The 24,430-nt window shown below is 60.0% G+C and carries 23 protein-coding genes and 1 tRNA gene; 14 read left to right on the top strand and 10 right to left on the bottom strand.

What is annotated here, in order from left to right; all coding sequences use genetic code 11:
• Positions 1-3: 3 nt before the first annotated feature.
• The 4 genes from XM1_RS17270 to XM1_RS17255 are packed head-to-tail and all read left to right on the top strand — an operon-like array spanning position 4 to position 5,103.
• Complete coding sequence (locus XM1_RS17270; RefSeq protein WP_068435668.1) at positions 4-1,239, top strand: HDOD domain-containing protein; 1,236 nt, start codon at positions 4-6, stop codon at positions 1,237-1,239.
• Positions 1,236-2,393 (top strand): HD domain-containing phosphohydrolase, encoded by a 1,158-nt coding sequence (locus XM1_RS17265; RefSeq protein ID WP_068435666.1) that lies wholly within the window; start codon positions 1,236-1,238, stop codon positions 2,391-2,393. Before XM1_RS17270 ends, XM1_RS17265 begins: the two co-directional genes overlap by 4 nt.
• A gap of 14 nt (positions 2,394-2,407) precedes the next feature.
• Positions 2,408-3,244, top strand: coding sequence for a phosphate/phosphite/phosphonate ABC transporter substrate-binding protein (locus tag XM1_RS17260; protein ID WP_068435664.1), 837 nt, complete (start codon positions 2,408-2,410; stop codon positions 3,242-3,244).
• On the top strand, positions 3,241-5,103 hold the full coding sequence (locus XM1_RS17255; RefSeq protein WP_068435662.1) for an ATP-binding protein: 1,863 nt from the start codon (positions 3,241-3,243) through the stop codon (positions 5,101-5,103). The genes XM1_RS17260 and XM1_RS17255 overlap by 4 nt, the downstream gene beginning before the upstream one ends.
• Before the next feature lie 46 nt (positions 5,104-5,149).
• Here the strand turns inward: XM1_RS17255 and XM1_RS17250 are convergent, their stop codons facing one another.
• Both XM1_RS17250 and XM1_RS25165 read right to left on the bottom strand, forming a co-directional pair.
• The gene (locus XM1_RS17250) at positions 5,150-6,700 is read right to left on the bottom strand and encodes an HD domain-containing phosphohydrolase (protein WP_068435660.1); all 1,551 of its coding nucleotides are present in this window, start codon (positions 6,698-6,700) and stop codon (positions 5,150-5,152) included.
• A 1,377-nt stretch (positions 6,701-8,077) separates the two neighbouring features.
• On the bottom strand, positions 8,078-8,212 hold the full coding sequence (locus tag XM1_RS25165) for a hypothetical protein (RefSeq protein ID WP_255360603.1): 135 nt from the start codon (positions 8,210-8,212) through the stop codon (positions 8,078-8,080).
• 193 nt (positions 8,213-8,405) lie between these two features.
• Here XM1_RS25165 and XM1_RS17245 point away from each other — a divergent pair, with 193 nt between their 5' ends.
• From XM1_RS17245 to XM1_RS24210, 4 genes are all read left to right on the top strand, one after another.
• Positions 8,406-10,013, top strand: coding sequence for an ATP-binding protein (locus tag XM1_RS17245; protein ID WP_068435658.1), 1,608 nt, complete (start codon positions 8,406-8,408; stop codon positions 10,011-10,013).
• A gap of 408 nt (positions 10,014-10,421) precedes the next feature.
• Positions 10,422-10,898, top strand: coding sequence for a Spy/CpxP family protein refolding chaperone (locus tag XM1_RS17240; protein ID WP_068435649.1), 477 nt, complete (start codon positions 10,422-10,424; stop codon positions 10,896-10,898).
• Positions 10,899-11,181: 283 nt separating this feature from the next.
• A complete protein-coding gene (locus XM1_RS24215) occupies positions 11,182-11,349 on the top strand; it encodes a hypothetical protein (RefSeq protein ID WP_156428769.1) in 168 nt (55 codons plus the stop codon).
• Between the two features lie 3 nt (positions 11,350-11,352).
• Positions 11,353-11,610: a hypothetical protein gene (locus XM1_RS24210; protein WP_156428768.1), complete on the top strand. Its 258-nt coding sequence runs from the start codon at positions 11,353-11,355 to the stop codon at positions 11,608-11,610.
• A 147-nt stretch (positions 11,611-11,757) separates the two neighbouring features.
• On the opposite strand, the gene XM1_RS24590 is transcribed toward XM1_RS24210, so the two are convergent.
• On the bottom strand, positions 11,758-12,315 hold the full coding sequence (locus tag XM1_RS24590) for a hypothetical protein (protein ID WP_068435645.1): 558 nt from the start codon (positions 12,313-12,315) through the stop codon (positions 11,758-11,760).
• Here XM1_RS24590 and XM1_RS25315 point away from each other — a divergent pair.
• From XM1_RS25315 to XM1_RS23530, 5 genes are all read left to right on the top strand, one after another.
• Complete coding sequence (locus XM1_RS25315) at positions 12,250-12,690, top strand: multiprotein-bridging factor 1 family protein (protein WP_369816053.1); 441 nt, start codon at positions 12,250-12,252, stop codon at positions 12,688-12,690. The genes XM1_RS24590 and XM1_RS25315 overlap by 66 nt on opposite strands.
• Positions 12,691-12,862: 172 nt before the next feature.
• Positions 12,863-13,720, top strand: coding sequence for a tyrosine-type recombinase/integrase (locus tag XM1_RS17225; protein ID WP_068428055.1), 858 nt, complete (start codon positions 12,863-12,865; stop codon positions 13,718-13,720).
• Between the two features lies 1 nt (position 13,721).
• On the top strand, positions 13,722-14,930 hold the full coding sequence (locus XM1_RS17220) for an IS91 family transposase (RefSeq protein ID WP_369815998.1): 1,209 nt from the start codon (positions 13,722-13,724) through the stop codon (positions 14,928-14,930).
• Positions 14,927-15,175: a hypothetical protein gene (locus XM1_RS17215; protein ID WP_068428062.1), complete on the top strand. Its 249-nt coding sequence runs from the start codon at positions 14,927-14,929 to the stop codon at positions 15,173-15,175. The genes XM1_RS17220 and XM1_RS17215 overlap by 4 nt, the downstream gene beginning before the upstream one ends.
• Before the next feature lie 150 nt (positions 15,176-15,325).
• Positions 15,326-16,277 (top strand): IS630 family transposase gene (locus XM1_RS23530; protein ID WP_156428594.1). Its coding sequence is split into 2 segments (ribosomal slippage): positions 15,326-15,663 and positions 15,662-16,277, totalling 954 coding nucleotides; the frame shifts between segments, so codons are not numbered across the junction.
• Positions 16,278-16,617: 340 nt separating this feature from the next.
• On the opposite strand, the gene XM1_RS17205 is transcribed toward XM1_RS23530, so the two are convergent.
• The 3 genes from XM1_RS17205 to thiE all read right to left on the bottom strand — a co-directional run bounded on the left by XM1_RS17205 (position 16,618) and on the right by thiE (position 18,188).
• Positions 16,618-16,692, bottom strand: a tRNA-Val gene (locus XM1_RS17205).
• Positions 16,693-16,951: 259 nt separating this feature from the next.
• Positions 16,952-17,533 (bottom strand): TIGR00730 family Rossman fold protein, encoded by a 582-nt coding sequence (locus XM1_RS17200; protein WP_068435643.1) that lies wholly within the window; start codon positions 17,531-17,533, stop codon positions 16,952-16,954.
• Between the two features lies 1 nt (position 17,534).
• Positions 17,535-18,188, bottom strand: coding sequence for a thiamine phosphate synthase (gene thiE, locus XM1_RS17195; protein WP_156428871.1), 654 nt, complete (start codon positions 18,186-18,188; stop codon positions 17,535-17,537).
• A gap of 182 nt (positions 18,189-18,370) precedes the next feature.
• Here thiE and XM1_RS17190 point away from each other — a divergent pair, with 182 nt between their 5' ends.
• Positions 18,371-18,664, top strand: a complete 294-nt coding sequence (locus tag XM1_RS17190) for a hypothetical protein (protein ID WP_068435641.1) — start codon at positions 18,371-18,373, stop codon at positions 18,662-18,664.
• Positions 18,665-18,731: 67 nt separating this feature from the next.
• On the opposite strand, the gene fliD is transcribed toward XM1_RS17190, so the two are convergent.
• The 4 genes from fliD to XM1_RS17170 all read right to left on the bottom strand — a co-directional run bounded on the left by fliD (position 18,732) and on the right by XM1_RS17170 (position 24,427).
• Positions 18,732-20,012: a flagellar filament capping protein FliD gene (gene fliD / locus XM1_RS17185; RefSeq protein ID WP_068435639.1), complete on the bottom strand. Its 1,281-nt coding sequence runs from the start codon at positions 20,010-20,012 to the stop codon at positions 18,732-18,734.
• Positions 20,013-20,158: 146 nt separating this feature from the next.
• Positions 20,159-21,718: a hypothetical protein gene (locus XM1_RS17180; RefSeq protein ID WP_068435637.1), complete on the bottom strand. Its 1,560-nt coding sequence runs from the start codon at positions 21,716-21,718 to the stop codon at positions 20,159-20,161.
• 2 nt (positions 21,719-21,720) lie between these two features.
• A complete protein-coding gene (locus XM1_RS17175) occupies positions 21,721-22,959 on the bottom strand; it encodes a RimK family alpha-L-glutamate ligase (RefSeq protein WP_231920563.1) in 1,239 nt (412 codons plus the stop codon).
• A 52-nt stretch (positions 22,960-23,011) separates the two neighbouring features.
• Positions 23,012-24,427, bottom strand: a complete 1,416-nt coding sequence (locus XM1_RS17170; RefSeq protein WP_068437972.1) for a pyridoxal-dependent decarboxylase — start codon at positions 24,425-24,427, stop codon at positions 23,012-23,014.
• Positions 24,428-24,430: the final 3 nt, after the last annotated feature.

The following is a 24,430-nucleotide window of genomic DNA, read 5'->3' as shown; positions in this document are numbered from 1 at the left end:
TTCATGACCACATCCCTTCCCACCGTTCTGTTTGTCGATGATGAGAAAAGCGTCTTGGACGGCTTACGCAGAAGCCTTTATGGCCAACGCAATGAATGGAATCAGGTGTTTGCCACCAGTGGCGCAGAAGCTCTCGAAATTCTTGCTCGGGAGCGAGTGGCTGTAGTGGTCAGCGATATGCGCATGCCTGGAATGGATGGGGCAACACTGTTGGACCGGGTCAGAATGATACAGCCTGAAGCAGTTCGAATAATTTTATCCGGCTTTTCTGAACGCGAAGCAATCTTTCGTACCATTGGCCCGGCACATCAGTACTTTGTGAAGCCCTGCACCCCTCATGCCCTGGCTGAGGCGATTAGGCGCTCCTTGGGCGTGCGCCAGATTATTCGATCAGCAGATTTGATGGCCCTGGTGGGAGGGGCGACCTCCATTCCGGCCCTCCCAAAAGCTTTGACGGACTTGTTCAGTGCGCTGCAGTCTCAAGACGGATCGACTGCCGAAGTCGCACGGATTATCTCATCGGACACTGGGCTGACAGTCAATTTGCTTAAGCTGACCAATTCCGGGTTTTTCTATCTGCCGTCATCCATTTCGGATGTAATGCAGGCCGTGAAGTTACTTGGTTTCGAAATGGTTCGAACCTTGACCGTCCTCGGGACCGTGTTCGAATCGTTCAGTTGTACCGGTATCGACTGCCTTGCCGTCAAGCAATTGCAAAAAAGAAGCCTGCAGATCGGGCTGTTGGCTCGCAGGATCGCTGAAAGCGACCGCCTTGACCCGCATGAAATTGATCTCATTCAATGCGCCGGGATGTTATCCCATGTCGGGTCCCTGCTTTTATTTGCGAAATGTCCGGTCCAAATGGCTGATCTACGTAATACGCTGGACCGCTCAGGCGGTGGCATCGTAGCGGCTGAACGGAACGCACTGGGAGCATGTCATGCAGAATTGGGGGCGGCACTTCTGGGGCTGTGGGGGTTTACTGATCCGGTTGTTGAGGCGGTACTTTTTCATCACGAACCAAGTCGCTGCGAGTTTTTCTCGCCCCACACTATGGGGGCCATTACCGCCGTGCATGCGGCTCAGCATCTGGTGAAACCTCCGCCCTCAGGCAAAGCGGAAAAGGCCGAATGGCTCAATGGGTTGGATATGGTGTTTTTGCAAAAAACTGGCGCTGTTTCCAGAGTTGAGGATTGGATTGCCGTCGCCGAGCGCGCACGTGAGGAGTACGAATCATGAGGCTGGCCGAAAAGATTTTGATCGTCGATGATGACGTCAACCTGCTGGCAGGCCTGCGCCGTCACCTCGGGCAAAAGTTTGATCTGATGACTGCTGAGGGCGGTATTGAGGCATTGGGTCTTGCCCAGAGTTCTGGACCTTTTGCGGTCGCCGTTTGCGACATGCGCATGCCCGGCATGGACGGTGTAGAGGTCCTCCGTCGGCTTCAGGAGATATCGCCAGATACAGTTAGGATCATGCTGACCGGCAATGCGGACCAGAAGACAGCTATCAATGCCATCAATGACGGGAAGATTTTTCGTTTCTTTAACAAGCCTTGCCCCATGGCGACGCTTATCGACGGCATCGAAGCGGCTATCCGCCAGCACCAGTTAATTCAGGGGGAGCGAGCTCTTCTGGAAGGAACTTTGACCGGTAGCATTTCCTTGCTGAGTGATGTTCTGTCGCTGGTGGCCCCGGACATTTTTCACCGTTCCCGACGTATTCATGGCTGGGCCGTAGAGATTGCGCGTCATATGAAGCTTGGTGATGCGTGGGTTGTAGAAATGGCGGCGGAGTTGTCTCAACTGGGAGCCATTGCAGTTCCTCCCGAAGTGCTTGCTCGGCATCATTCAGGCCAGCATCTTTCTGCGATGGAACAAGAGATGATCCACCGCGTTCCTGCCGTCGGAGCGGCCCTTATCAAGAAGATTCCCCGCCTTGAGCCAGTCGCTCGGGCCGTACAATTCTCCGCCGGGGGAGAACGTGATTTTGATCAACGCTCCCTGGCCACTCTGCCTGGGCGGATTCTCAAAGTACTGCTCAATTTGGATCGGATCGCTGGAGCTAATCCGTCCAAGGAGGCCCTTGTCGCGCTCGAAAAAGAGGGCGGATATGATCTCGCTGTTCTTGCCGCAGTTGGGGCCTGTCTTTTAACCCCTAGCGGTCAGTCTGATGACGGGGCTGAAATCCGCATTGCCGTTCCCGCAACTGGCATTTGCGCTGGTGATGTCTTGGTAAGCGATCTGACGCTCGAGAGTGGACGGCTGGTACTTGCCGCCGGTGAAACCATCAGTGATCTGCTGTTTCTGAGACTGCAAAACATCAACGCGATGGCGCGGCTGAAGGAGCCCATCATGGTGCGCCGCTTTGCCTCGAGGCCCAGGGCTAACTAAGTCAGGAGAGGGTTATGCCGGGTTATCGCAAAGCAGTTGCCATCTTGATGTTCGCCGTGACGGCCTGGTATTCGGAAGCTCGGGCAGGCGATACTCCGACATACAGTATCTCGATCGTGCCTCAGTTCGATCATCGGCGCATCGAGGCCATTTGGCGTCCAATTATCGAACGGCTTGAACCCATGACCGGGTTTCACTTTCAACTAGTGATGGAGCCGACCATACCTGCCTTTGAAAAAGCCCTCAATGCCGGGGCTTATGACTTCGCCTATATGAACCCCTATCATTACGTGGTCGCCCATCGCCTCCAGGGATATCAGCCAATTGTCCGCGATGTGGAAAACGATCTGTATGGTGTCGTTGTTGTGGCGAAAGGCACTGGCCTGATCAATGTGGCGATGCTGGATGGCCGTAAAGTTGCGTTCCCTGCGCCCAATGCCATGGGAGCTTCATTGATCCCACGCGCCGAATTCGTCCGCAAGTTCCATATCAAAATCTCCGAGGTCTATGTAAAGTCCCATGATTCGGCCTATTTGAACGTCTTACTGGGCCAGACGGATGCGGCGGGGGGAATCCGTGCGACCTTCGATCAGCTAAAGCCGGAAATCCGAGATGGCTTAACCATCATTCACGAAACAGAACGCTTTCCACCGCATCCGCTGGCGGCTCACCCGCGGGTTCCCCCCGCAGACGTCCTTCGTATCCAGAAGGCATTGCTGGAACTCGGACGGGATCGTCACGGGGCGAGGCTTCTCGCCGATATCCCGATCAAGTCGGTCGGGCCCGCCAGAGATCAGGAGTATGAGACCTTACGTCATCTTGGGCTGGAGGCGTTTTACGTCGACCAATGAACATTCGCGTCAAGCTTCTCGTTCCTCTGCTCCTCGTCGCAGGCAGCGTACTTGCGGTCATGCATTTCATTGCCTTCGCCTCATTGAAGCAGATTCTGGTGGTGGAACGGGTGAATGGAGAGAAGCGCGCGTTGACCCTGGTCGGTCTGGCCATCGTTCCGGACCTTCTAGCCAGCGATCTGGCCAAGATTTATGAGACGCTCTCCGAAGTTAGGCAAAACCATCCCTGGTGGAGGTCATTAACCCTGACGACCCCAGCGGGAAGGCAGCTCTATCCCCTGGGTAGGCCAGAGCGGAGTGAGGCGATGACCCGGCTTAGCGTTCCGCTGGATTGGGCGGGGCGGTCACTGGGAATGCTCACGGTCGATCTTGAGGAAAATAGCCTAGTGGCCCCTGCCTTTGCCGTTTTGCAGCAGCTTGAACTTATGGTCGCGCTGATCTTGTTGCTTGGAACCTTGGCCGTGGTGTGGCTTCAAAACAACTCGGTAGTCCGGCCGATGAAAAAGCTGGCCAAGGCCAGCCACCTTCTTTCGGAAGGCAGTTACGATGTCGCCTTACCCATGTCGTCCGGCGACGAGGTCGGAAAGTTGGTTCGCGCCTTTCAGATCATGCGTGACGCCGTCGGCAGTCGCGAAGCAGCGCTTCGGCAAAGCGAGCGGCGGTTGGAAGCGGTCATCGACAATTCGGCGGAAGCTATCTTGTCGCTGGATGATCAAGGCAGAATTGTATCGTTCAATAATGCCGCCGAACGCATTTTCGGTGTTCCGGCCAGCAGAGCTATTGGGTCTGATGTAAATCAGTTGGTCCCGTTCGAAGGCATAGTGGGGGCGGGAGGTGTGGAGATCGAGGCTGTTCGTTTTGATGCGAGCCGCTTTCCCGCCTTGATTACTGCCAGTCGGGTGGCGGTGGATGGTCTGACGATGGTGGTGGCAACCGTCGGCGATCTAACCCAGCGACGCCAATATGAACGTATCCGGGCCGACCAGCATGCCGAGCTGGAGCATCTGGTAACGGAACGGACTGCCGCTCTCAAGGAAGCCCAGCGTGAGGCTTTGCAGGCGTCTCGCCTAGCCAGTGTCGGACAATTGGCGGCAGGTATTGCTCACGAGATCAACACCCCGATCCAGTATATCGGCGACAATCTCAGCTTCATTCAAGACGCCTCCAAAAACATTCTCCCCCTTCTGGACGAGGCACGGAAAGTGGCCAGTGATTTGGAGCGTTACTCCAGCCGGGATGCGCTTGTCCTGGAGTATTTTGAGCGCGTTAAACAGGCCAATCTAGACTTTTTGATAAATGAGCTGCCCCCCGCAATTTCCCAGTCGTTGGAGGGAGTGGCGCAGGTTGCAAGAATCGTATTGTCCATGAAAGAGTTTTCCCACCCAGGAACGACCCAAAAATCAGTGGTCGATCTCAATCGTGCCTTAGAAAATACCGTAACGGTTTCACGGAACACGTGGAAACATATTGCAGACCTAGAGACCAGACTTGACCCTAAACTGCCAAGAGTTAATTGTCATCCCGGCGAGATGAATCAGGTGTTTTTAAATCTCATCATCAATGCGGCCCACGCCATCGATGAATCAGGAAGGCTTAAACCAGGCAAAATTACCGTCGAAACTCTTAGTCTCGGGGATTTTGTCGAAGTCCGCATTTCCGACAGTGGTACGGGTGTACCGGACGACATCAAGGACCGGATTTTTGACCCTTTCTTCACCACCAAGGACGTGGGAAAGGGTACAGGTCAGGGGCTGGCAATTTGCTATGACGTAGTTGTCGTTAAGCACGGCGGCCAAATTATCGTCGGAGATTCGAAGGAGGAAGGAGCCGTATTCACAATCCGGCTCCCGGTGGCATAGATTTCCACCGTTGGAAAATCAATGATTGAAAGACGGGGGCTTGTCCTCATTCCTCCTCGGCTTTCTCGTTGGCCTGGTAGGGAGTCCACGCTAAAATGTTCGCGTTCTGGGAGTCGCACTGCTTTGATATGGAAGTGCCTGTAACTCGCTGGGCAACCAGCCCGTTGATGCTAAGCATTCCGGTCTTAATAAGCTTCCAACTGACCTGAATACAGGCTGATCGCGGAATACTATCTACTTGGATATGGCCGTCCTTGACCAACAACTTTCCACCGTAAACATTGCTCGCAGCAGCAACATCACCTTTCGCAGCCATTTGCATTTGCAAGATTAATTCGGATGCACTGACCTCGTTGAGCGGCGGTGATGATCTCTTGTCGTACAAGATTGCTATGCTTCCTATGGCGGTAAGAAAAATAGAAGCAATAGTGACGGCGATTATGCGGTGGCGCCGACGCTTTCTAGATAATGAGGCTTTGCGGCCGGTCTCTGTCGTGGGAAAAGAGCTGATTCCGGATATATTGCGGGCAGCTTTATTTTTGATTGGTAAGGAAGATCCGGAGCCTTCATCTACCGGTCTGTCTATGCCATCGGCAGTCGGATTGCGATCGTCATCGGAAGAGTTTTGGCCCTCCGCCAGAGGCACTTCAAGACATTTACGGATTTTATCAAAGATATCGGGGTCGTATTGCGCCTTCTTGCCCTCTAGAAGGGCAAAAGATTTTTCGTTGGGCGCGCCAATCTCATCGACGGCCTCGCTGAGGTCTTTAAGCACCTTGAGGATCCGTGCATCCCGAGGAATATCCGCTCCAACAGGGCCGCCGTCAGGGAAGCCGCTACCGTCAAATCCACGATCCTGGAGGTAAATGGATTCGGCTACCTTCCCCAAGCGCGGAATATTGGTGATGAGGTTGCTGGCTATTTCCGGGGCACTGGCCAACGTTGATTGTTCATCAACGCTCATGGATCGGCCAGCGTGCCGCTTTTGAACCAATTCGACTGGGAGCGATAGCTGGCCGATCAATGCAAGGGACGCTGCAATTTCCAACTGCCAGTGACGGGGGAACTGGCCATCAGAGGTCAGCTTCCTGGCATAGTCACGTATCCGTCTTGCATGACTTGATATGACTGGATTAGTAGAAGATACGAGATCGATGAGAACCTTGATGCTACCTGCCAGGGTCTTTTCCAGAATCTCGTGTTCTGCTTGAAGCATTTTGAATTTTGTGATGGCCTCGCTTATTCCGCTTTCGAGAATCGGAATTGGACATGGCTTGTTATAGAACCTGAAAATATGGCCACTGTTGATGGCGTTGATCGTTGTCTGCTGGTCTGAATTTCCCGTCAACATCAACAAGATGGTTTGGGGCGAAATTTCGTGAATATGGGCTAGTGTCTGAAGCCCATCCATTTCAGGCATCCGCATGTCGCAGACGACGACGGCAAAAGACGCGTTTCGATCTTGAGCTGTTCGCACCAACTCAATGGCTTCCGGCCCGCCTTGGGCCGTTGCTAGGTTAAATTTACCGACAAATTGGCGACGCAGCGACAGCAGCAAATTGGCATCGTCGTCGACTATGAGAACTGGCCCTTCCATTGGCAGAATTCCCTATTTCAAAATGCACTATCCCTCGCAGATCGCTTTCGATTCTAGCATTAGGTCATGCTTAATCTGCAAAGCAGCATAACAATATTTTAAAATATATAAATAAAATGGCTGCGCATATTGTTGTGGCTAGTGCAAATTAATTAATATTGCAATTTTTAAGAATATATTTTAACGAATATTCTTTTCTCCATGCGCTCCCGGCAGCCAACTCAATCATTGCCGACTTGCAGGATTCTGGCACCATATAAATAGCCCCAGATGGCACATGCGATGCTTGTGTTTTTAGTCGAATGAGTGACGCGGCTGCGGAATCTGTGACTATAGTCGAATATACAGCGCCGCACACCTTCATGTATAAAATGAGGCCGATATCAATTTTTTTATGTGTGATTTCCATTGATGGCGACCGAACAAGGGAGCTGCTGTCCATAACAACTTTATTGAAATATTTTTTTCACACTAGTCCCGTTTGACACTGCCTCTTCGAGATTTTGTAAAGTTGAAATTTTGGATTAGGCACGGGAAATGTGGTGGTTGCTCATTGGAGTCCCGGACACAACTCGCAGTAGTAACTCATTGCCACCAAGGAGGCTGCTAAGTTGGCAGGCAGAACCAAGTGGGGCTTGTTCATAGGGATCGTGGATGACCGCAAATGGCACAACGGGGCCGTAGCAGTCCGTCACCCCGAATGACGGCTGTTGGGGGTACTACAGTCGTCAACCGCAGTGCCGGGGTAATCCTGCCTTGTTTCAGGTGTGATCTTGCCGTTTTTGCCGATGGTGTTGGGGTGGGGGAAGGGCGGGGGAAATCCGAGTTCGGTATAAGCCAAGGCGTGTCCCTGCAACCAAATCCCCTGCGTTTCATTCAGGTGGAAATATGCTCTAGCAAACCGCCTTTTGTGGCAGTCTGAGTAATTCTGCCTACTCGCCGGAAGTTAAGCAGATGTTGTCCCGTTGTTATAATTCAGGAAGCACGTCTATTTCACCGAAATTGATTGTCTAAAATATTCAATGGAAGTCTGCCGTATACGGTCAGTTGCGCAGAAAACACTCTGCCTTGAATGCGGCCACATAGACCTTTTCAGAGCTCAGTGCCACATTAAGTAGGTGCGGAGTTATGATATGGTTTGTTACGTCAAGCGCGGCAAAGCTGACATCAAGGCTTATTGGCCTGCGAAGGATCGGTGTGAGGCGACGGCTGCCGCCAAATTGGAGAGACAGTTCTTCAGGCTCATGGAGTTAAGAGGAGATTGATCTGCTATTTGTTGGGCTTGAATCTCGAAGAAGCAACGGAATGAGGTGTGCTGATCCAATACAGATCGGATTTGCATCCGTAGCAACTACGGAGACGTGGGGAGCTGTCGTGTTACACGACAGCCGCCTTCTTCACCAGCAAGCCAGCTTCCATGGCCGCTGCAATCACAGCATCCCCCATCGGGATCGCACCTCGGCGAGCACCCTTTGCCCGTAATTCGGTTAAATTTACGCGCAGGCTGGTCATCGTCACCTATTGACCGCCCAGCGCTATATCGAGGCCAACGACCAGATGATGAAGGCTGCTGTGGATGGCCTGTGATTTGAAACTGCCGCATATAGTTTCCCCTCTTGACCCTGCTGCCTTGACGAAAGACATAGCGGGACATCTTCTTGAGGGATAATCTGGCTATCCCAATGACGCTTGTCAGGATGAGGCTGTGACCATCAGCAGAGCATTCTTGCGTGATGGCGCGCTCTTGATGCTGGCCTATGGATTGGCGTCCATATTGGTCATCAAAGTCTTCGGCACCAATGATGTAATGCGCTTTCCGTGGCTGCTGCTCGGTCCAGCGGTCTTTCTGACCATGCGTCACGGATATGGCGTAATTACCTTGGCAGTCATTGGGGTGGTCCTTGGACGCTGGCTACAAGACGCAAGCGCTTCCATGTTCGTAGATGGAGGGCGCTACGGCTTGGTACTCTTCATGGGCGCTTGGATTTACAGGCGCACGGGTGGTGCGGCACTGACCTTCAGCAATGTCGCAGATTACCTTCGGCTTTATGGGGTCGGCTTGCTCATGGGGCTCTCCGTGGCCGCCATCAGCACCCTTCAGGTGCAAGTTGGATTTTTGGAAGCCGCTTCTCAAGATGCTGTCCATCGGACGGCTGGAGCCGCCTTCGGGTTCATTATCACAATGCTGCCCCTGCTCGCCGCGCGAGAATGGCCCAATATTGAAAGGACAAAGCAAGGCTTGTGGGAAGGCCCACTGATCATTGGCCTATCATTGTTATTTGGGCAGGTAATTTTTCTCGATTGGCTTCATGGGACAGTCGGTCAGGTTGCTCGCGGATATTGGATGTTTCTGTTTGTGACCTTGGCAGCCCTGCGTTTGGGCCCAATTGGCACGACGATCACCATAACCGTAGCAGCGGCACAGGCATTCATTGGGGCGATATATGGCCTCGGCTTTTTTTCTGACGATATCTCCAGGACGCATCTATCAAATTACTACTTCTACATAATAAGTCTTTCATCTGATGGCGCATTGGTGGCTGTGTTGTTCATGAAAGGACAGCAGGACCGAAAGGCATTGGAAACCAGAAGCACTGAGTTGGAAGCTTTAAACGCGGACTTGAAGCGCACAAACACAGATCTCGAGCAATTTGCCTATGTCGCGTCCCATGACCTCCGCGAACCTTTGCGCATGGTGAGCAGTTACATGTCACTGCTGGATCGTCGCTATGGCAGCTCGCTCAATGCCGAAGCTCATGAGTTTCTGGATTTCGCCGAAGATGGGGCCAAGCGCATGGACGCCTTGGTTCAGGACTTGCTTAGCTTCTCGCGGATCGGTCGCGTTGCCGATCCATTGCAGCCAAATTCCATTGCTGACCTTGTTGCCCAGGCTGTTCATGTTCTCCATACCTCCATTGAAGAGGCGGAGGCGGATGTCAGAATATGTTCCGACCTACCTGTCATCGTCTGCTCAAAAGACGAGATTACACGGGTGTTCCAGAATTTGATTGGAAATGCGATCAAGTTCCGCGCCGAGGGGCGGAAGCCAGTTGTAGAAATTACCTGCCAGCGACAGGGCGAGTTTTGGCAATTCTCAGTGTCTGATAATGGAATTGGCATTGGTTCGGACTATTTTGACCGTATCTTCCTGATTTTTCAGCGGCTGCACACACGCGAAAAATTTGACGGAACAGGCATTGGCTTGTCTGTATGTAAGAAGGTCGCTGAGCAGCATGGTGGTCGTATCTGGCTGCGATCAACGGTCGGTGAAGGAAGCAGCTTTTTCTTTACCTTGCCGATCCAATGCGCGTGACCGACTGACGTGTTACACGACCGCGGCTTTCTCCACCAGCAAGCCAGCTTCCATGGCCGCTGCAATCACAGCGTCGCCCCATTGGCCCAAGCACCTCGTTGGGCAGCGTCACGGCGGCCTTCCATGAACCGTCGGGCGCTCGATAATTGGGAAGGGTGATCTCGGTCTTGCTGGCATCGGCGCGAACTTGAACGCCGTGAATGACCAACGACACGCCATCGAGGATCAATTCCACATCGGCTATGGATCGTGCAACCGCCAACCGTGACGTGGCCGGCCAGGCGCTGGGGTTCGAGTTTCCATTGGCGAAGGCGTAGCGGCTGTTCCAAGTGCGCAGAAATGGTGGTTCCACCATCTACATTAGGGTTCTATAATGCTAAGGATGAATTCCCCCCTGGAGGTAGCACTATGAAGATTCTTTCCTGCTGCGCCGTTGCTATGGCTGTTGTAATGGCCGCGACTGGTGCCGCCCGTGCCGCTGATCATATGGATCATATGGCTCATATGGCGACCAATCCAGTCACGCCGGACCACATGCAGGTCATGTGCGGTGACATGGACGCCAAGATGGCGGGCCATCTGGCCTATGCTGAGGTAAAGCTGGGGTTGGGCGAGTCTCAGAAGGTGGCTTTTTCCAAGCTGAAAGAAACCATGAAGGCGGCTCACGAACCCATGAAGAAGGTCTGTGCCGAGATCGTTGCCCAGCCCCCCGCGACCACACTCCCGACCCATATGGAGCGTATGCGCAAGATGATGGAGGTGCGTGTCAGCGTCATGGGTAAGGTGATCCCCGCCATGACCGGCTTCTACGACACACTGACCCCAGAGCAAAAAAAGACTGCCGACGCTCTGATGATGAGCCATCACGCGGGCATGGGGCACTAATCAAGAGTTGGAAGGCCAGAAACAGAGACTAAAATATTTTGGGCTATGTTTCTGGCCTCTTTCGAATGACATCGCTGGCGATGAGCTTTTCGCTAGTTGCTAAGTGGAGCGGCCTTAACAGCAATTGATCGCTCCATTTATGCCGATACTAAGCCACTGGTTCATGGCAATTGATCACAGCACCTGTGAGTCTGACTTGGCGACATGGCCTCCGGGTGCCGGGCTACCTTTTGAAGCTTCGCAATGAGGGGCGACGAATTTGCGAAGCAAACAGGAGCGTTTGATGCAGGCTGCCGTGAAAACCATTCGTCACGAGTTGGAGACGGCCATCAGTCTTGCCAAGTGCCGGAAATGTGGCTGTCTTGTCGAATTTCTTGACGGTCTGGCGGTGGTGGCAAACCTGCCCAGTGAAGCGATGACCTTGGCCGAAGAGGCTCGGGCGGGGCGGTAGCAGATGGAGGCCGTCGCGTATCCTTGCCTCGGCTGTTCCCACTGCTATCCGGCGGTGGCCTCCAATGCCCTGGCCCAGGCGTTCCCACAGATCGACCTCCATGCCGCCTGCGGCTTCGAGGTCCGGGAGGGTTGGCCGCCGGTTCCTGGTGATTACTTCGTGCTGTGCCATGGTGCTAATTGCACCGTGGCCGTCTCCACCCTGGGCGATGTCGCCCTGGCGGCACGGATCGCCGATCTCAGCCGACCAACAGCGTTTTGAGAGAGGCCGAAAATGCCGAACTTGATCGGCGACGGCAGATGCAGGTTGTCGATCGCCGACAGGAGAATATCGGCGGAGACGGGGCGGTCAGCAGGGATAAACATAGTGTAGGTTCCTTGATTAGTGGGTTTGGGTAATTGTGGTGGTCTAGTGTTCGAAAGCATCGGTCATGGCCTCGAATGAGGGCCTAGCCAATGGTCGGGAGTCAGGGCGGAAAAAGTGTCCACCAAGAAAAGTGCCGCCGCTCCAGCCAGAAAATGGCAGGACCAGCACATGGTCCACGACGCACCGCAACAAAGGCGGGATGTCGCGTCCGTCCCGCGCGCCCAGTTCGATTGCCAATCGGCCGAACCGACTTTCGGCATAGACGTCAACGAACGTGTGGGAATCACGAATTGGTGCGCGGTGTTCTTCGATGATCAATGACTGCGGATCAATGGCTTGGGCCAGCGACAAGCCGAGGAGGCGTAGGCGACGGTGATGTGGGCCTTCCTGTCTGCGCACGGCGGGCAGTTCGGCGTCATCGATGCCAACTGGGCAAGGAATGGCGAAAGGAGCGAACCGGATCACCCCAGTGGTGAGGCAGATGGCAAGCAATTGAGCATCACACCCAGCCCGAAGGCCGCCCGTGGCAGTCTTATGCAAAATGTCCGGCAGCCAAAGGTCCGGGCGACGGCTGAGCCAGGGTTCGGTAACAGATTTCATCTGGGTTGCTCCTGCTTCCAGTGGCGCGAGACATTATTTGTCATTGCCTCGCCGCGTGATAACCTTGCATTTATAATGGCAGGTTCGAGCGCCAAGGACAACATAAATAATGGAAGGTTGGGTAATAAAATGGATTCTGCGCAGTGTCGAGCCGCGAGAGCGCTCTTGGGATGGGCGCAAGATGAACTTGCTGCGGCATCAAAAGTGAACAAGAAGACCATTGCTGATTTTGAGCGTGGGGCTCGCCGCCCCTACGATCGGACGCTCCGAGATCTTCAGGAGGCAATGGAGGCGATGGGGGTTAAATTCTTAGAAGATGGAGAGGTTGCTGGCGGAGGAACTGGGGTTCGTCTAAGCCAAACTTCCGTGCCATAGGTCTCAGATAATCTTGCGGGCGCTCGATATGCTAGAGCGGTTCGCGATCTAACGGAATCGCAGGGGATTGAACGAAACCGCTGGCGCGGTATTGGAGCCTGAGGGGACGGCGAAGGCTCCTGTCTGAGAAGGTTGGTTTTCCACGCCCCCCCCTACAGACAGGAGGCCCCCGATGGCCGAATTGAGCCCTTTGCGTCGCCGCATGATCGAGGACATGACGGTCCGCAATCTTTCGCCGGCGACGCAACGATCCTACCTTCATGCGGTTTCGAAGTTCAGCCGCTTCTTCAATCGATCGCCGGATCGGCTCGACCTTGAAGACGTGCGCACGTGGCAGGTCCACTTGGTGTCGCAGGGGATTTCGTGGGCCAGCCTCAACCAGTTTGTGGCGGCGCTGCGGTTCTTCTACGGGGTGACGCTGCGGTGCCCCGAGACCCCGGAGCGGATCACCTATGCCCGCCAGCCGCGGCGGTTGCCAGTAGTATTGAGCGCCGACGAGGTGGTGCGCTTCCTGGAGGCGGTGCCCAGCCTGAAGAACCGCACGGCGCTGACCACGGCCTATGCCGCCGGGCTGCGAGTATCAGAGGTGGTGGCGCTCAAGCTGGCCGACATCGACAGCGGCCGGATGGTGATCCGGGTCGAGCAGGGCAAGGGGCGCAAGGACCGCTACGTCATGTTGTCGGCGCAGTTGCTCGGCATCCTGCGCACCTATTGGCGGCTGGCGCGGCCCGGGCATTGGCTGTTTCCCGGCCGCGAGGACAAGCCGATCGAGCCGAATGTGCTGAATTGCGCGTGCCGCTCGGCCTGTGCCGCCGCCGGGATCGACAAGTGCGTCACCGTTCATACCCTGCGCCACAGCTTTGCCACCCATCTGCTGGAAGCGGGCACCGACATCCGCATCATTCAGGTGCTGCTCGGCCACAACAATCTGTCGACCACGGCCCGCTACACCCAGGTCTCCAACGCAATGATCGCCAAGACGACCAGCCCACTCGACGGCCTCGACCTGATGGTGGTGCCGCCGTCCTGAGATGGCAGCCATGGCCGGGGGACTGGAGGTGGCGGACGTGTTCCGCCGCTTCGGCAGTGCATGGCGGGCTGCCCAGGATGGACATCTCGACCGCGGCCGCCGCCGGGTGATGGCCGCCATCGAGGCTTGCCGAACGGCGCAATTGGGCGGCCATAGCGAGTCCTGTGGTGCGTGCGGGCTGGTGCGCATCGCCTACAATTCCTGCCGCAACCGGCATTGTCCCAAATGCCAGGGGCTGGCACGCGCCCAGTGGCTGGCCGACCGCCAAGCCGAGTTGCTGCCGGTGCCATACTTCCACGTCGTCTTCACCGTGCCGGCCGAGATCGCCGCCATTGCCTTCCACAACAAGGCGGTGGTCTACGACATCCTGTTCAAGGCGACAGCCGAGACACTGCGCACCATCGCCGCCGATCCCAGGCATCTCGGCGCCGAACCCGGTTTCGTCGCCGTGCTGCACACCTGGGGACAGGCGCTCCAGCACCATCCCCATCTCCATTGCGTGGTGCCGGCCGGCGGCCTGTCGCCGGACGGAAGCCGCTGGGTCGCCTGCCGTCCGGGCTTCTTCCTGCCGGTGCGTGTGCTGTCCCGGTTGTTCCGCCGCTTGTTTCTGGCCCAAATGACGGCGGCGTTCCTGGCGGGCAAGCTCGCCTTCTTCTCCGACCTCGCAGCCCTCGCCGAGCCGGCCGCCTTTGCCCGCCATCTGGCGCCGCTGCGCAAAACCGACTGGGTGGTCTACGCCAAACGCCCATTCGGCGGCCCCGAGCAGGTGCTGGCCTATCTCGGCCGCTACACCCACCGCGTTGCCATCGCCAACAGCCGCCTGGTCGAGATCGCGGACGGCTCGGTCCGTTTCCGCTGGAAAGACTATCGTCATCACGACAAGCAGAAGGTGATGACGCTGCAGCCCGGCGAATTCATCCGCCGCTTCCTGCTCCACGTCTTGCCCGACGGCTTCCACCGCATCCGTCATTACGGATTCCTCGCCAACGGCCAGCGGGCGGCCAAGCTGGAAAACTGCCGTCGCCTGCTGGCCGTGCCGGCGCCGGCAACGGTCACGGCGGGGACGCCCGACGACTACCGCGACCGCCATCACCGCCTCACCGGCCACGACCTCCGCCGCTGCCCATGCTGCGGCGGCACTATGGCGCCGCTCGGCGCCATCCCTCGATCACCGGCCGGCCATGCCGCCTACCGGATCGACACGTCATGACCGCCGTACCGTGCCTGCTCTTGGGAACCGTGCTCGCACCGACGCTGGCCGTCGGCATCGCGCTCGGTCGCCCACATCGTGTCCTGGCGCCCATCATGGTCAGCGCGATTGCCGCCGATCGGCACCTCACGGCAACCGCCGCCGCAATTTTGGTCCTGGCCGCCGCGCCCGTGAACGCCCCCTCGGCCGTCATCTCACCGCCCCAGCCGCCCGGCGCACCCACCGCCACGGCCAAATCCCCATAGACCTCGTCTGCGTCCCGCGGTTTCGTTCAATCCGGCTTCTCAGAGGTCCGGCTCCTTTGAGGCTGCCGTCGTACCGGCCGGACCTCAGAGAACCCTCCAGATTCACAGGCGCGGCTAATCGTGATTCACTTCCTGTGGAGGTGGCCCACGATGACTCGACCTTTATCCGTAGATCTGCGCGACCGTGTTGCGCGATATGTTCTGGCTGGCCATTCGCGCCGACAGGCGGCCAGTGTCTTCAATATCTCGGTGAGCTCGGCGGTACGCTATGTGGCGCAATATCTGTCGAGTGGGACGGTGGCGCCAAAGCGGCAAGGCGGTGATCGGCGCAGTAAATTGGGCGACCATCGGGCCTATGTGCTGCTGCGTGTTAAGCAGGTTCCGGATATCTCGCTGGCCGATTTAACCAAAGAACTGGCCGAGCGGGGCGTTCAAATCCATCTTTCCAACCTTGCCCGGTTTCTCCGGGCACAGGGGCTGACCTATAAAAAAAACTTTGGTCGCGTCCGAGCAGATGAGGCCGGACGTCCGGTTGCTGCGCGAGGAGTGGATTAAAGGCCGCCAACCGCTGATGCGGCGTCAGGCCCATCGCCTGGTGTTCCTCGACGAGACCGGAACCAATACCAAAATGACCCGTCTGCGGGGCCGCTCACCCAAAGGGGCGCGGTTGAAAGCCGCTGTGCCCTTCGGACATTGGAAGACGGAAACATTCATCGCCGGGCTGCGTCATGATGGCTTGGTGGCGCCCTTTGTCATCAATTGCCCGATGAACCGGAAGATGTTCGAGGCCTATATCGAGACCCAACTGGCCCCAACCCTGGAGCCGGGCGACGTCGTGATCCTCGACAATCTCTCAGCTCACAAAAGTCCTCGGGCAGAACGGATCATCCAAGATCGTGGTGCCTTCATGCTGTTCTTGCCGCCGTATTCCCCCGACCTCAATCCCATCGAAATGGCCTTCTCGAAGCTCAAGGCACACCTCAGAAAAACGGCTGCCAGGACCATTCAGGACCTATGGGACGCCATCGGCCGAATCTGCGATCTCTACGAACCTCAAGAGTGCCGAAATTTCTTCAAGGCTGCCGGATATGAACCAGTGTGATCGCGAATTGCTCTAAAGCGCAGATTGAAGAGTGGTTCGCCCAAGGAGTATGGCGACGCTATTGGCCGAAGGGAGCGGCCAGATTTTGGCAGAATCGGGGAATTGGTGGGAAAGAGGCTACTGCCGTCGGGGCTGCAATCGGATGAGTGGGCCAGGGCGGTAGCCACTTAATTCCGTTTAACCTTCTGAGTTTTTGCTTCCATGCCCCGACAGGGAGCAAACGATTTCCGCAGCGGAATGCGAACTCGCTTTTCGACGATAATGTCGGAAATTTCCGGACAAAAATTGTCCGGTTTTCGTAAGCCGTGTAGATCTAACTCATTGAAAAATAAGAGGTAGATGGTGGGCGATACAAGGATTGAACTTGTGACCCCTCCCGTGTGAAGGGAGTGCTCTCCCGCTGAGCTAATCGCCCATCTACATCTTCAACCGTTGGAAGTCCAACGGCGCTACTGGGGCAAAACCGGTACTTGTCCGGAAATCTGTCCCGATTGGCTCCCCGCAAACTGGCGGATTGCCTTAACGTATCACTCCCGTGTGAAGGGTGTGCTCTCCCGCTGAGCTAATCGCCCATCTCTTCCATCGGAGGCTTGCCTCCGTATTCCCTTGGCGGAGCGGACCGCCGGGGAAGGGCCGCTTTATATGGCGCGCCGCCGGGCCTGTCAAGCGGGCTTTCACGCGGTTTCGCGGTCGATGACGCGAATGGTCTCCGGCGGCTGGTAGCTTTCCAGCAGGGCGAGCAGGGTGACGGGGTCGTGATGGGCCGCAGTCATGCGGCGGTGGCGGGGTTTGACGAAGCCTTCATCGGCCATGTGATCGAGGAAAGCGTGCAGGCGCTCGAAATAGCCCGCCACGTCCAGGAAGCCCAGCGGCTTGGCGTGCAGGCCCAGCTGGCCCCAGGTCCAGATCTCGAACAGCTCCTCCATCGTGCCGACGCCGCCGGGCAGGGCGATGAAGGCGTCCGACAGCTCGGCCATGGTCGCCTTGCGCTCGTGCATGCTGGCCACCACCCGCAGCTCGGTGAGGGCGGGGTGGCCCACCTCCCATTTCAGCATGGATTCGGGGATGACGCCGATCACCTGTCCGCCCGCCTCCAGGGCGGCGTCGGCCAGGATGCCCATCAGGCCCACGTTGCCGCCGCCATAGACCAGGGCGAGGCCGCGCTGGGCCAGCAGCCGGCCCAGCTGGACCGCCGCCTCGGCATAGGCCGGATTGGCGCCGGAATTGGAGCCGCAGAAGACGCAGACCCGCTTCATCTCAAGCCCCTTCGGCCAGAATCTTGGCGAAGGCGCGCACCGCCGCCTCGGGGCCTTCCGCGTGGTTCCACACGCCGCCCGACACCGCCAGGAAATCGGCGCCGGCCGTCACCAGGGGGCGGCAGTTCTCCACCGTGATACCGCCGATGGCGACGCAGGGCACGGTGAACAGGCCGTGCCACCAGTCCAGAATCTGGATGTCGGCGCGGGTGGGGGCGTCCTTGGTCTCGGTGGGGAAGAAGGCCCCGAACGCCACGTAATCGGCCCCGGCCTCGCCGGCCTCCATGGCCAGGTGCCTCGAATCGTGGCAGGTGATGCCAACGATGCCTTCCGGGCCCACCGCCTGGCGGGCCGCCTTGTAGGAGGCGTCGGACTGGCCCACATGCACGCCGTCGCAGCCCGTCTCGAAGGCCAGGTCGGGGCGGTCGTTCAACAGCACCGCCACGCCACGCCGCTGGGCGGGCGGGCGCAGCACGTCCACCACGCGGGCGATGGCATCGTCGTCCAGGCCCTTCAGGCGGATCTGCAGGCAGGCGACGTCGCCGGCATCGAGGGTGGCTTCCAGGGTCTTGACCCATTCGAAGGGCTTTTCGATGACCGGGGGCGTGATCAGGTAGAGACGGCAGGAATCGGCGGAAATGGCGGGCCTCGTCATGGCGAAGGGTTGCGTCAGGATTGCGTCCACCATGGCACCGTGGCGATTGTGGCGCAACTGCCCTGATCTGCCCTGAAAGAATCACAATTCGTCCCTTATTCCGCCACGGGCGGGAGCGACCTTTATGTCTACCGAACGCGCCATGACGGCCGTCGGAAACGAGATAGAAAAGGAAGCCTCCCATGCGTGCCACCCGTTTCCTCGCCACCGCCCTCGTCGCCGCCTCGCTGCTCCCCGTGGCCGCCTGGGCCCAGGGCAGCACGTCGACCACCACCGCCGTCCCCGCCGCCCCGGCCGCCACCAGCCAGACCACCGGCGCCGCCGCCGCCAAGATGGAAAAGGGCAAGAGCGACGCCGCCCACGCCAAGAAGGACGCCAAGGACCACGGCAAGAAGGCCGAGCATGCCGCCACTCCGGCGACCCCGGCCACCCCTGCGACCCCCGCCACCCCGGCCGCCCCGGCGACCGGCAAGTAATACCCCTCAAATGACGACGGCCCCCTTCCCGGCGCGAGGAAGGGGGCCGTTGATGTTTGTTTGAGGATCAGCCCAGCGCGGCGAGCAGGCTGTTGGCGTTGCCGGCCAGGCCGCTGCCGGCCTTGGAGCCGCCGCCCAGATAGTCGAGCAGGCTGGAGCCCCGGCCCAGCAGCGAGCCCAGCACCGTCACCTGCGACGAAATGGCGCCCTTGTTGCCGAGATAGGGCCGAATGGCGTCGTCCATGCCCTTGGCGGCCTGGGCCACCAGGGACTGCACGGCGGCCGGGTCCTTGCCCAGCGCCTGGGCCAGGACGGACTGGTCGATGGAAAGCGTGCCGTCCTTTTCCACCGAGATGCCGATATCGGCCAGCGTCGAGACGTCGCCGCCGGTGGAATAGCTGGCCATGGCGGCGTCGCCGATGCGCTTGAACATGCCGGCGGCGAGATTGGCGTTGGCCGCCAGCTCGCCCTTGTCGCCGGTCATCTCGACGATGGCCTGCTGCAGCCCGTTGAAGGATTTCATCATCGTCTGCACGGTGTCGGTCAGCGACGATTTCGGCACGCTCTGCGATCCGGTCTGGGTGAAGGCCGCCGTGGTGCCGAAGGCGACCGGCACGTCGGTGTTGGACGGCCAGGTGAAGTCGGTGCCGTCGATGGTGTAGACGGCGTCCTGGGCCTCGTTGGTGATGGTGAGCGGCGAGAGGTTGGGCCGCGATGGGTCGAATTCCAGTTCGCCGAGGCCCGACAGAGAGAAGGCCTTGGCCGCGCCGGTATCCTTGCCGCTGATTTCCAGCTCAAAGCCGCCGCCCGATTCCACCACCTGGGCGGACAGGCCGATTGCGGCGTCGTTGATGGATTTGGCGATGTCGTTGAGCGAGCCTCCGGTGATGGCGATCTCCACCGGCTCGCCCGTGGCGTTGAAGGCCCCGGTCTCGCCGTCCAGCTCGCCCAGCAGCACGCTGAGGGTGCCGGTGCCCAGCGACACCGAATCGGGATCGCCGAACAGGGACGTCACCACGGTCTGGGCCTGGGCCAACTGGCCCACCTCCACCTGAACGGAACCGGAGCCGCCCGAATCCGTGGCGTGGGCGGCCACCGACTGCAGGTCGCTGTCCACCTGCGCGCCCAGCGTGGCGAGGCGGGTATAGCCCATCATGGCCTGTCCGCTTTGGGCCGAGCCCAGCGACAGGGAATAGGCCTCGTCGCGCCCCAGGCTGAGCGGGCTGGCCAGCGCGTTGGCGACGGTTGCCGCCGTCGTCGCGCCGTCGCCCTTCTGGGTCGGGTTGGCGTATTGCTTCAACAGGCCGGCAAGGGCGGTCGGCAGGGCGGATACGGCGTTGGTGCTCATGGCCTTGTGCTCCGGGGCGCAGGCAGCGCCCGCTGAAGAGAGAATCCTTGCGGATTATCCAAGCAACGGCCGTGCCATTTGGTAGAGCATTGAAAATGTTGAGTGTTTATTTTGCCGGATGCCGCTCACCCGGCAAACTCTGCCGGTCAGGCGGTTCGCGACAGGTGCCGCCAATGGCGCAGCAGCATGTCCAGCTTGGCCAGCACCAGCTTGGCCTCGGCGATTTCCAGGTCGAGGAAGGCTTCCACCGAACGTCCGGCCAGCATGGCCTGGCGGGCGCCGGAGACCAGGCGGGCGCCAGCGGCAAGGCGCAGGCCGCTCAAGGCTTCGCCCACCGTCACCGGCTGGCCGATATGGCAGGCCAGGGCGGCGAGGCGGCGGTCCCGCTCCCGCGCATTGTCCGGCAACAGGGCCGAGACGTCGCGGTTGAGCCACAGATGAAGGCGGCGCAGATCCTCCATGCCCAGCGGCGCCTTGGCCTTGGGCGGCGTGGCGGTGAAGGTGAGGATGGTGGCCAGCCCGTCCCAGGATGCCGCCTCGCCGCGCTTAGGAGCCGGGCAGGGAAGCAGACGCAGGCGGGGCGCGGCCTCGATTGCGGCGCGGATCGAGGCGAGGAAACGCTCCAGGATGCGCCGCGCCTCGGGCGGCGGCACGGCGTGGAAGGCGGCCATCTCCCACAGCGCCGCCCACCAGCGCATCAACAGGCCGATATTGGGCTCGCCGCCCATGGGCCGGCACCAGTTCTCCCAGGCATCGGGCCAGCAATGGCGTTCGGTATAGGCGTTGTAGCCCTGGGGCAGGGCGGCCTGGCCCAGCAGCACCCGTCCGCCGATGGCGGGCGGCACCAGCAGGGCGCCGGCGAAGGGCGGGCCGGTGAAGAATTTCGAGCCGGTGACGATGACCATGAAGCCGTGGCCGAGATAGCCGGCGACGCTTTGCCGGGACAGGCGGAGCTGCGAGGCGTCGACCACCACGTCCAGATGGCCGGCGAAACGCTGGGCCAGTAGGGCGGTGAAATCGGCGCCGGGCGCCACCAGCCCGGTCTTGGAGGTGTCGAGCAGATGGAGCAGCACCCGGCGGCCCCGCGCCACCTCGCGCTCCACCAGGGACTCGGCCGCCCGGTTGATCTCCGCCACGGGCAAGGGGCGTCCCGATTCGTCGCGGACCTGCAGGATGGCCAGTTCCACCCGGGCGGCGGTGGCCTCGTCCACGGCCGCGTCCACGGCGACATGGTGGCCCATGGCGGTGGTGGCGTTGTAATGGCGGCCCGAGGCGGCCTGCAGCACGTTGCTGGCGGTTTCCCTGGGCGCGATGACGATGCTGGTGAGCGGGCTGCGGTCGGCGGCCAGGGCCAGATGCAGGGCGTAGAACTCGGCGTCGGTACCCGATGGCGTGACGATGGCCTCGGTGCCGGGCACCATGCCGCACTGGCGGGGAATTTCGGTCCGCACCTCCTCCATGGCGGCGGCGTATTCCGCGTCCAGGCGGCCGGAGCGGGCGGCGTCGGCCAGACGGCGGCGCAGGGCCTCCACATGGGCGAAGGCACCGTCGGACACCGAGGTGGCGGTGGTGGACGCGAAGGTGATGGCCCAGGGCCGGGGCTTGGGCGAGCAGCCGTAGCGGTTCAGCCCGCTGTCGGGATCGACCCGCAACCGCTCGTCGCCGCCGGTGGTGAGCCAAAGGTCGGTAGGCCCGTCCAGGTCCATGATCAGGCGGTCTTGGACTGCTTGATCCGCCGCAGCATGTCCTGGAAGGCCTTGAAGATGCGGCGCATCTGCGGGGCCTTGTAGGGGAAGATGTCGGGCGGGTCCATGGCGTGGACGATCATGGCGGTGTCGGCTTCGAACACCAGCAACTGGCCGTCCGGCGTCTCGGCGCAATCCATGGCGAAATAGTCGAGCCCGATGCGTTCGGCCATGGCGGCGAAGGCGCCGGCGTGGCGGGCGGCGAATTCCTCGTCGAAGGTGGCGAAGGCCCGGGCCTCCTCGGCGCGCTTCTCGGCGCTTTCGCGCATGTCGGCGTTGAGGTAGTGGATCATCCAGTGGCTGGATACCGCCATGTGGCAGACATAGGGCCGCCCGTCGATCATGGCGATGCGGTATTTGCGGAACATTCCGCCTTCGCCGCGGTAATCCACGAAGCTGGACAGGTAATAGGCCTCGGCCGGATGGGCGGCGAGGTAAAGGCCGATGGTCGACGGCGCGTCCAGCTTGGCCAGTCCCTTGCCGGCATGGGAATCCACCGGCCGGGTGATGACCGGGAAGGTGCCGTCGGGCAGCAGGTCGGACAGCGCGATTTCACCCCGGCCCAGGCGGGCCAGGTCCTCCGGATCGATGCGGGTGGTTGCCGGGATGCGGATGCCCGGCGCCCCGGCCAGCAGGGTGCTCACCCCGTCGCGGGACAATTGCAGCACCTTGCGCGGATCGTTCAGGACCGGCGGGCAGGGCCACAGGTCGGCGAAGGCGGAGATGCGTTCGAGAATTTCGCGGTTGGCCTCGGATTCCCCGACGATGACCATGGCCATGTCGTGGCCGGGCACCCGTTCGGGCAGATCCTCGCCGGGCACCACGTAGAGCAGGTCCAGGCGGATGTCGGACTCTTCGAGCAGGAACTGGATGGGCACGTTGGACATCAGGTTGCCCGGCGCCGCGAAGGCCAGCAGCCGGACCGTGTCGTCGTCGTCGGTGGCGGCGCTGGTCTGCTCGCGATAGACCTGATCGAGCGCCAGGGCGCGCTCCTGGTAGGTCAGCCCGGCTTCTTCGTGCCCCAGCAGGAAATGGATGGTGGCAAGGTCGAGCAGGGCGGCGGAATCGCCGTGATCGGCCTCGCTCCGTTTCAGCAGCGAGATGGCCGACGGCACCATGTTCTCGCCATGAAAGGCCATGGTGGTCAAGCGGGCCATGCCCATGGATTGGGGCGGCCAAGGCCTGTCCTGTCCTGCGGTCACGGGGATTCCTTGGGCAATGGGACGCTCTAGACTATCTCGAAATGGTTAAGCATTACTTCGTTGACACGCGTAGAACCTCATCGACCATGCGATCGACATCGTTTTTCCTGGTGCGGTGATTGACGATGGCGGCGCGGATGGCCAGTTTTCCGTCGATGGTGGTGGTGGACGGCGCGGCGATGCCGCTTTCATGCAGATCGGCGACGATTTGGGCGCAATCCGCTCCCGGGCGGTGGAAGCAGACGATGTTGAGCGCCACCGGGGCGAGGAGCTCCAGCGACGGCTCGGCCTGGATGCGGGCGGCCAGGTGGCGGGCCACCTCGCAGCAGCGGGCCATGGCCGCGCCCAGCGCGTCCATGCCGTGGGCCTTCAGCGTGATCCAGGTCTTCAACGCCCGAAAGCCTCTGGACAGGTCGGGGCCGTAATCGCAGGGCCAGGGCGAACCGGCGGCCAGTCCCCGCGTCTCGCGCCTCAGGTAAGCGGCGGGCGAGGCGAAGGCGGCCCGGTGGGCCTCGCCGTCACGGACCAGCAGGTAGCCCGCGTCATAGGGCACCTGTCCCCATTTGTGGAAATCGAAGGCGATGGAATCCGAGCGCTCGATGCCGGCCAGCAGCGGCGCCAGTTCGGGCGACATCATGCCCAGCGCCCCGAAGGCGCCGTCCACGTGGAACCACATTCCTTCCGCCTCGGCGAAGGTTGCCAGGGCGCCGAGATCGTCGATGGCGCCCACGTCCACCGTTCCGGCGCTGCCGACCACCATGAAGGGCCGCCGCCCGGCGGCGCGGTCGGCCGCCACCGCCTGGCGCAGCGCCTCCATGTCGAGGCGGTGGGCGGAATCGGTGGGCAGCAGGCGCAGGGAAGCCGCGCCCAGCCCGCTCATCTCGAAGGCCTGGGGGATGCAGCCATGGGCGGCGGCGGAAGCATAGGCGACCAGCCCCTCGGCCCCGGACAGGCCGGTCCGCCGGATGCCGGTCCCCAGCGCCCTGGTCCGCGCCACCAGAAGGGCCAGGAAATTGGCCATGGAGGTGCCGGTGACGAACAGGCCGCTGGCCCCCTCGGGATAGCCGAACAGGTTCCGCATCCAGCGCAGGATCTGGCGCTCCACCTCCATGGGGGCGTGGTCGCGGCCGCCCAGATTGGCGTTGAGGCCGCCGGCCATCATCTCGGCCAGCATGCCTTCAACCGTGCCGCCACCATGGACCCAGCCCATGAAGCCGGGATGGACGTTGCCGGGGCCGAAAGGTTCGACCAGTTGGCGGAATTCTGAATCGATGGCGGCAAGCTCCTGGCCCATCCTGGGTGGGGGGGCGTCAAAGGCGGCCCGCACCTCGGCGGGCATGGGCCGCCACACCGGGTGCCGGCGCACGTCCCGGATGAAGTCCAGGCTTTCGTCCAGCATGCGGTGGGCCTGGGCGCGCAGGCCTTCCCAATCGGCGGGGTCGAGGCCGGAATCGAGCGCGTCGGCCATGGC

Origin of the sequence: Magnetospirillum sp. XM-1 (genome assembly GCF_001511835.1) — a bacterium.
Classification (GTDB): domain Bacteria; phylum Pseudomonadota; class Alphaproteobacteria; order Rhodospirillales; family Magnetospirillaceae; genus Phaeospirillum.
Note: the sequence above shows the minus strand (reverse complement) of the source record. Positions and strands in the feature narration are given on the sequence as shown.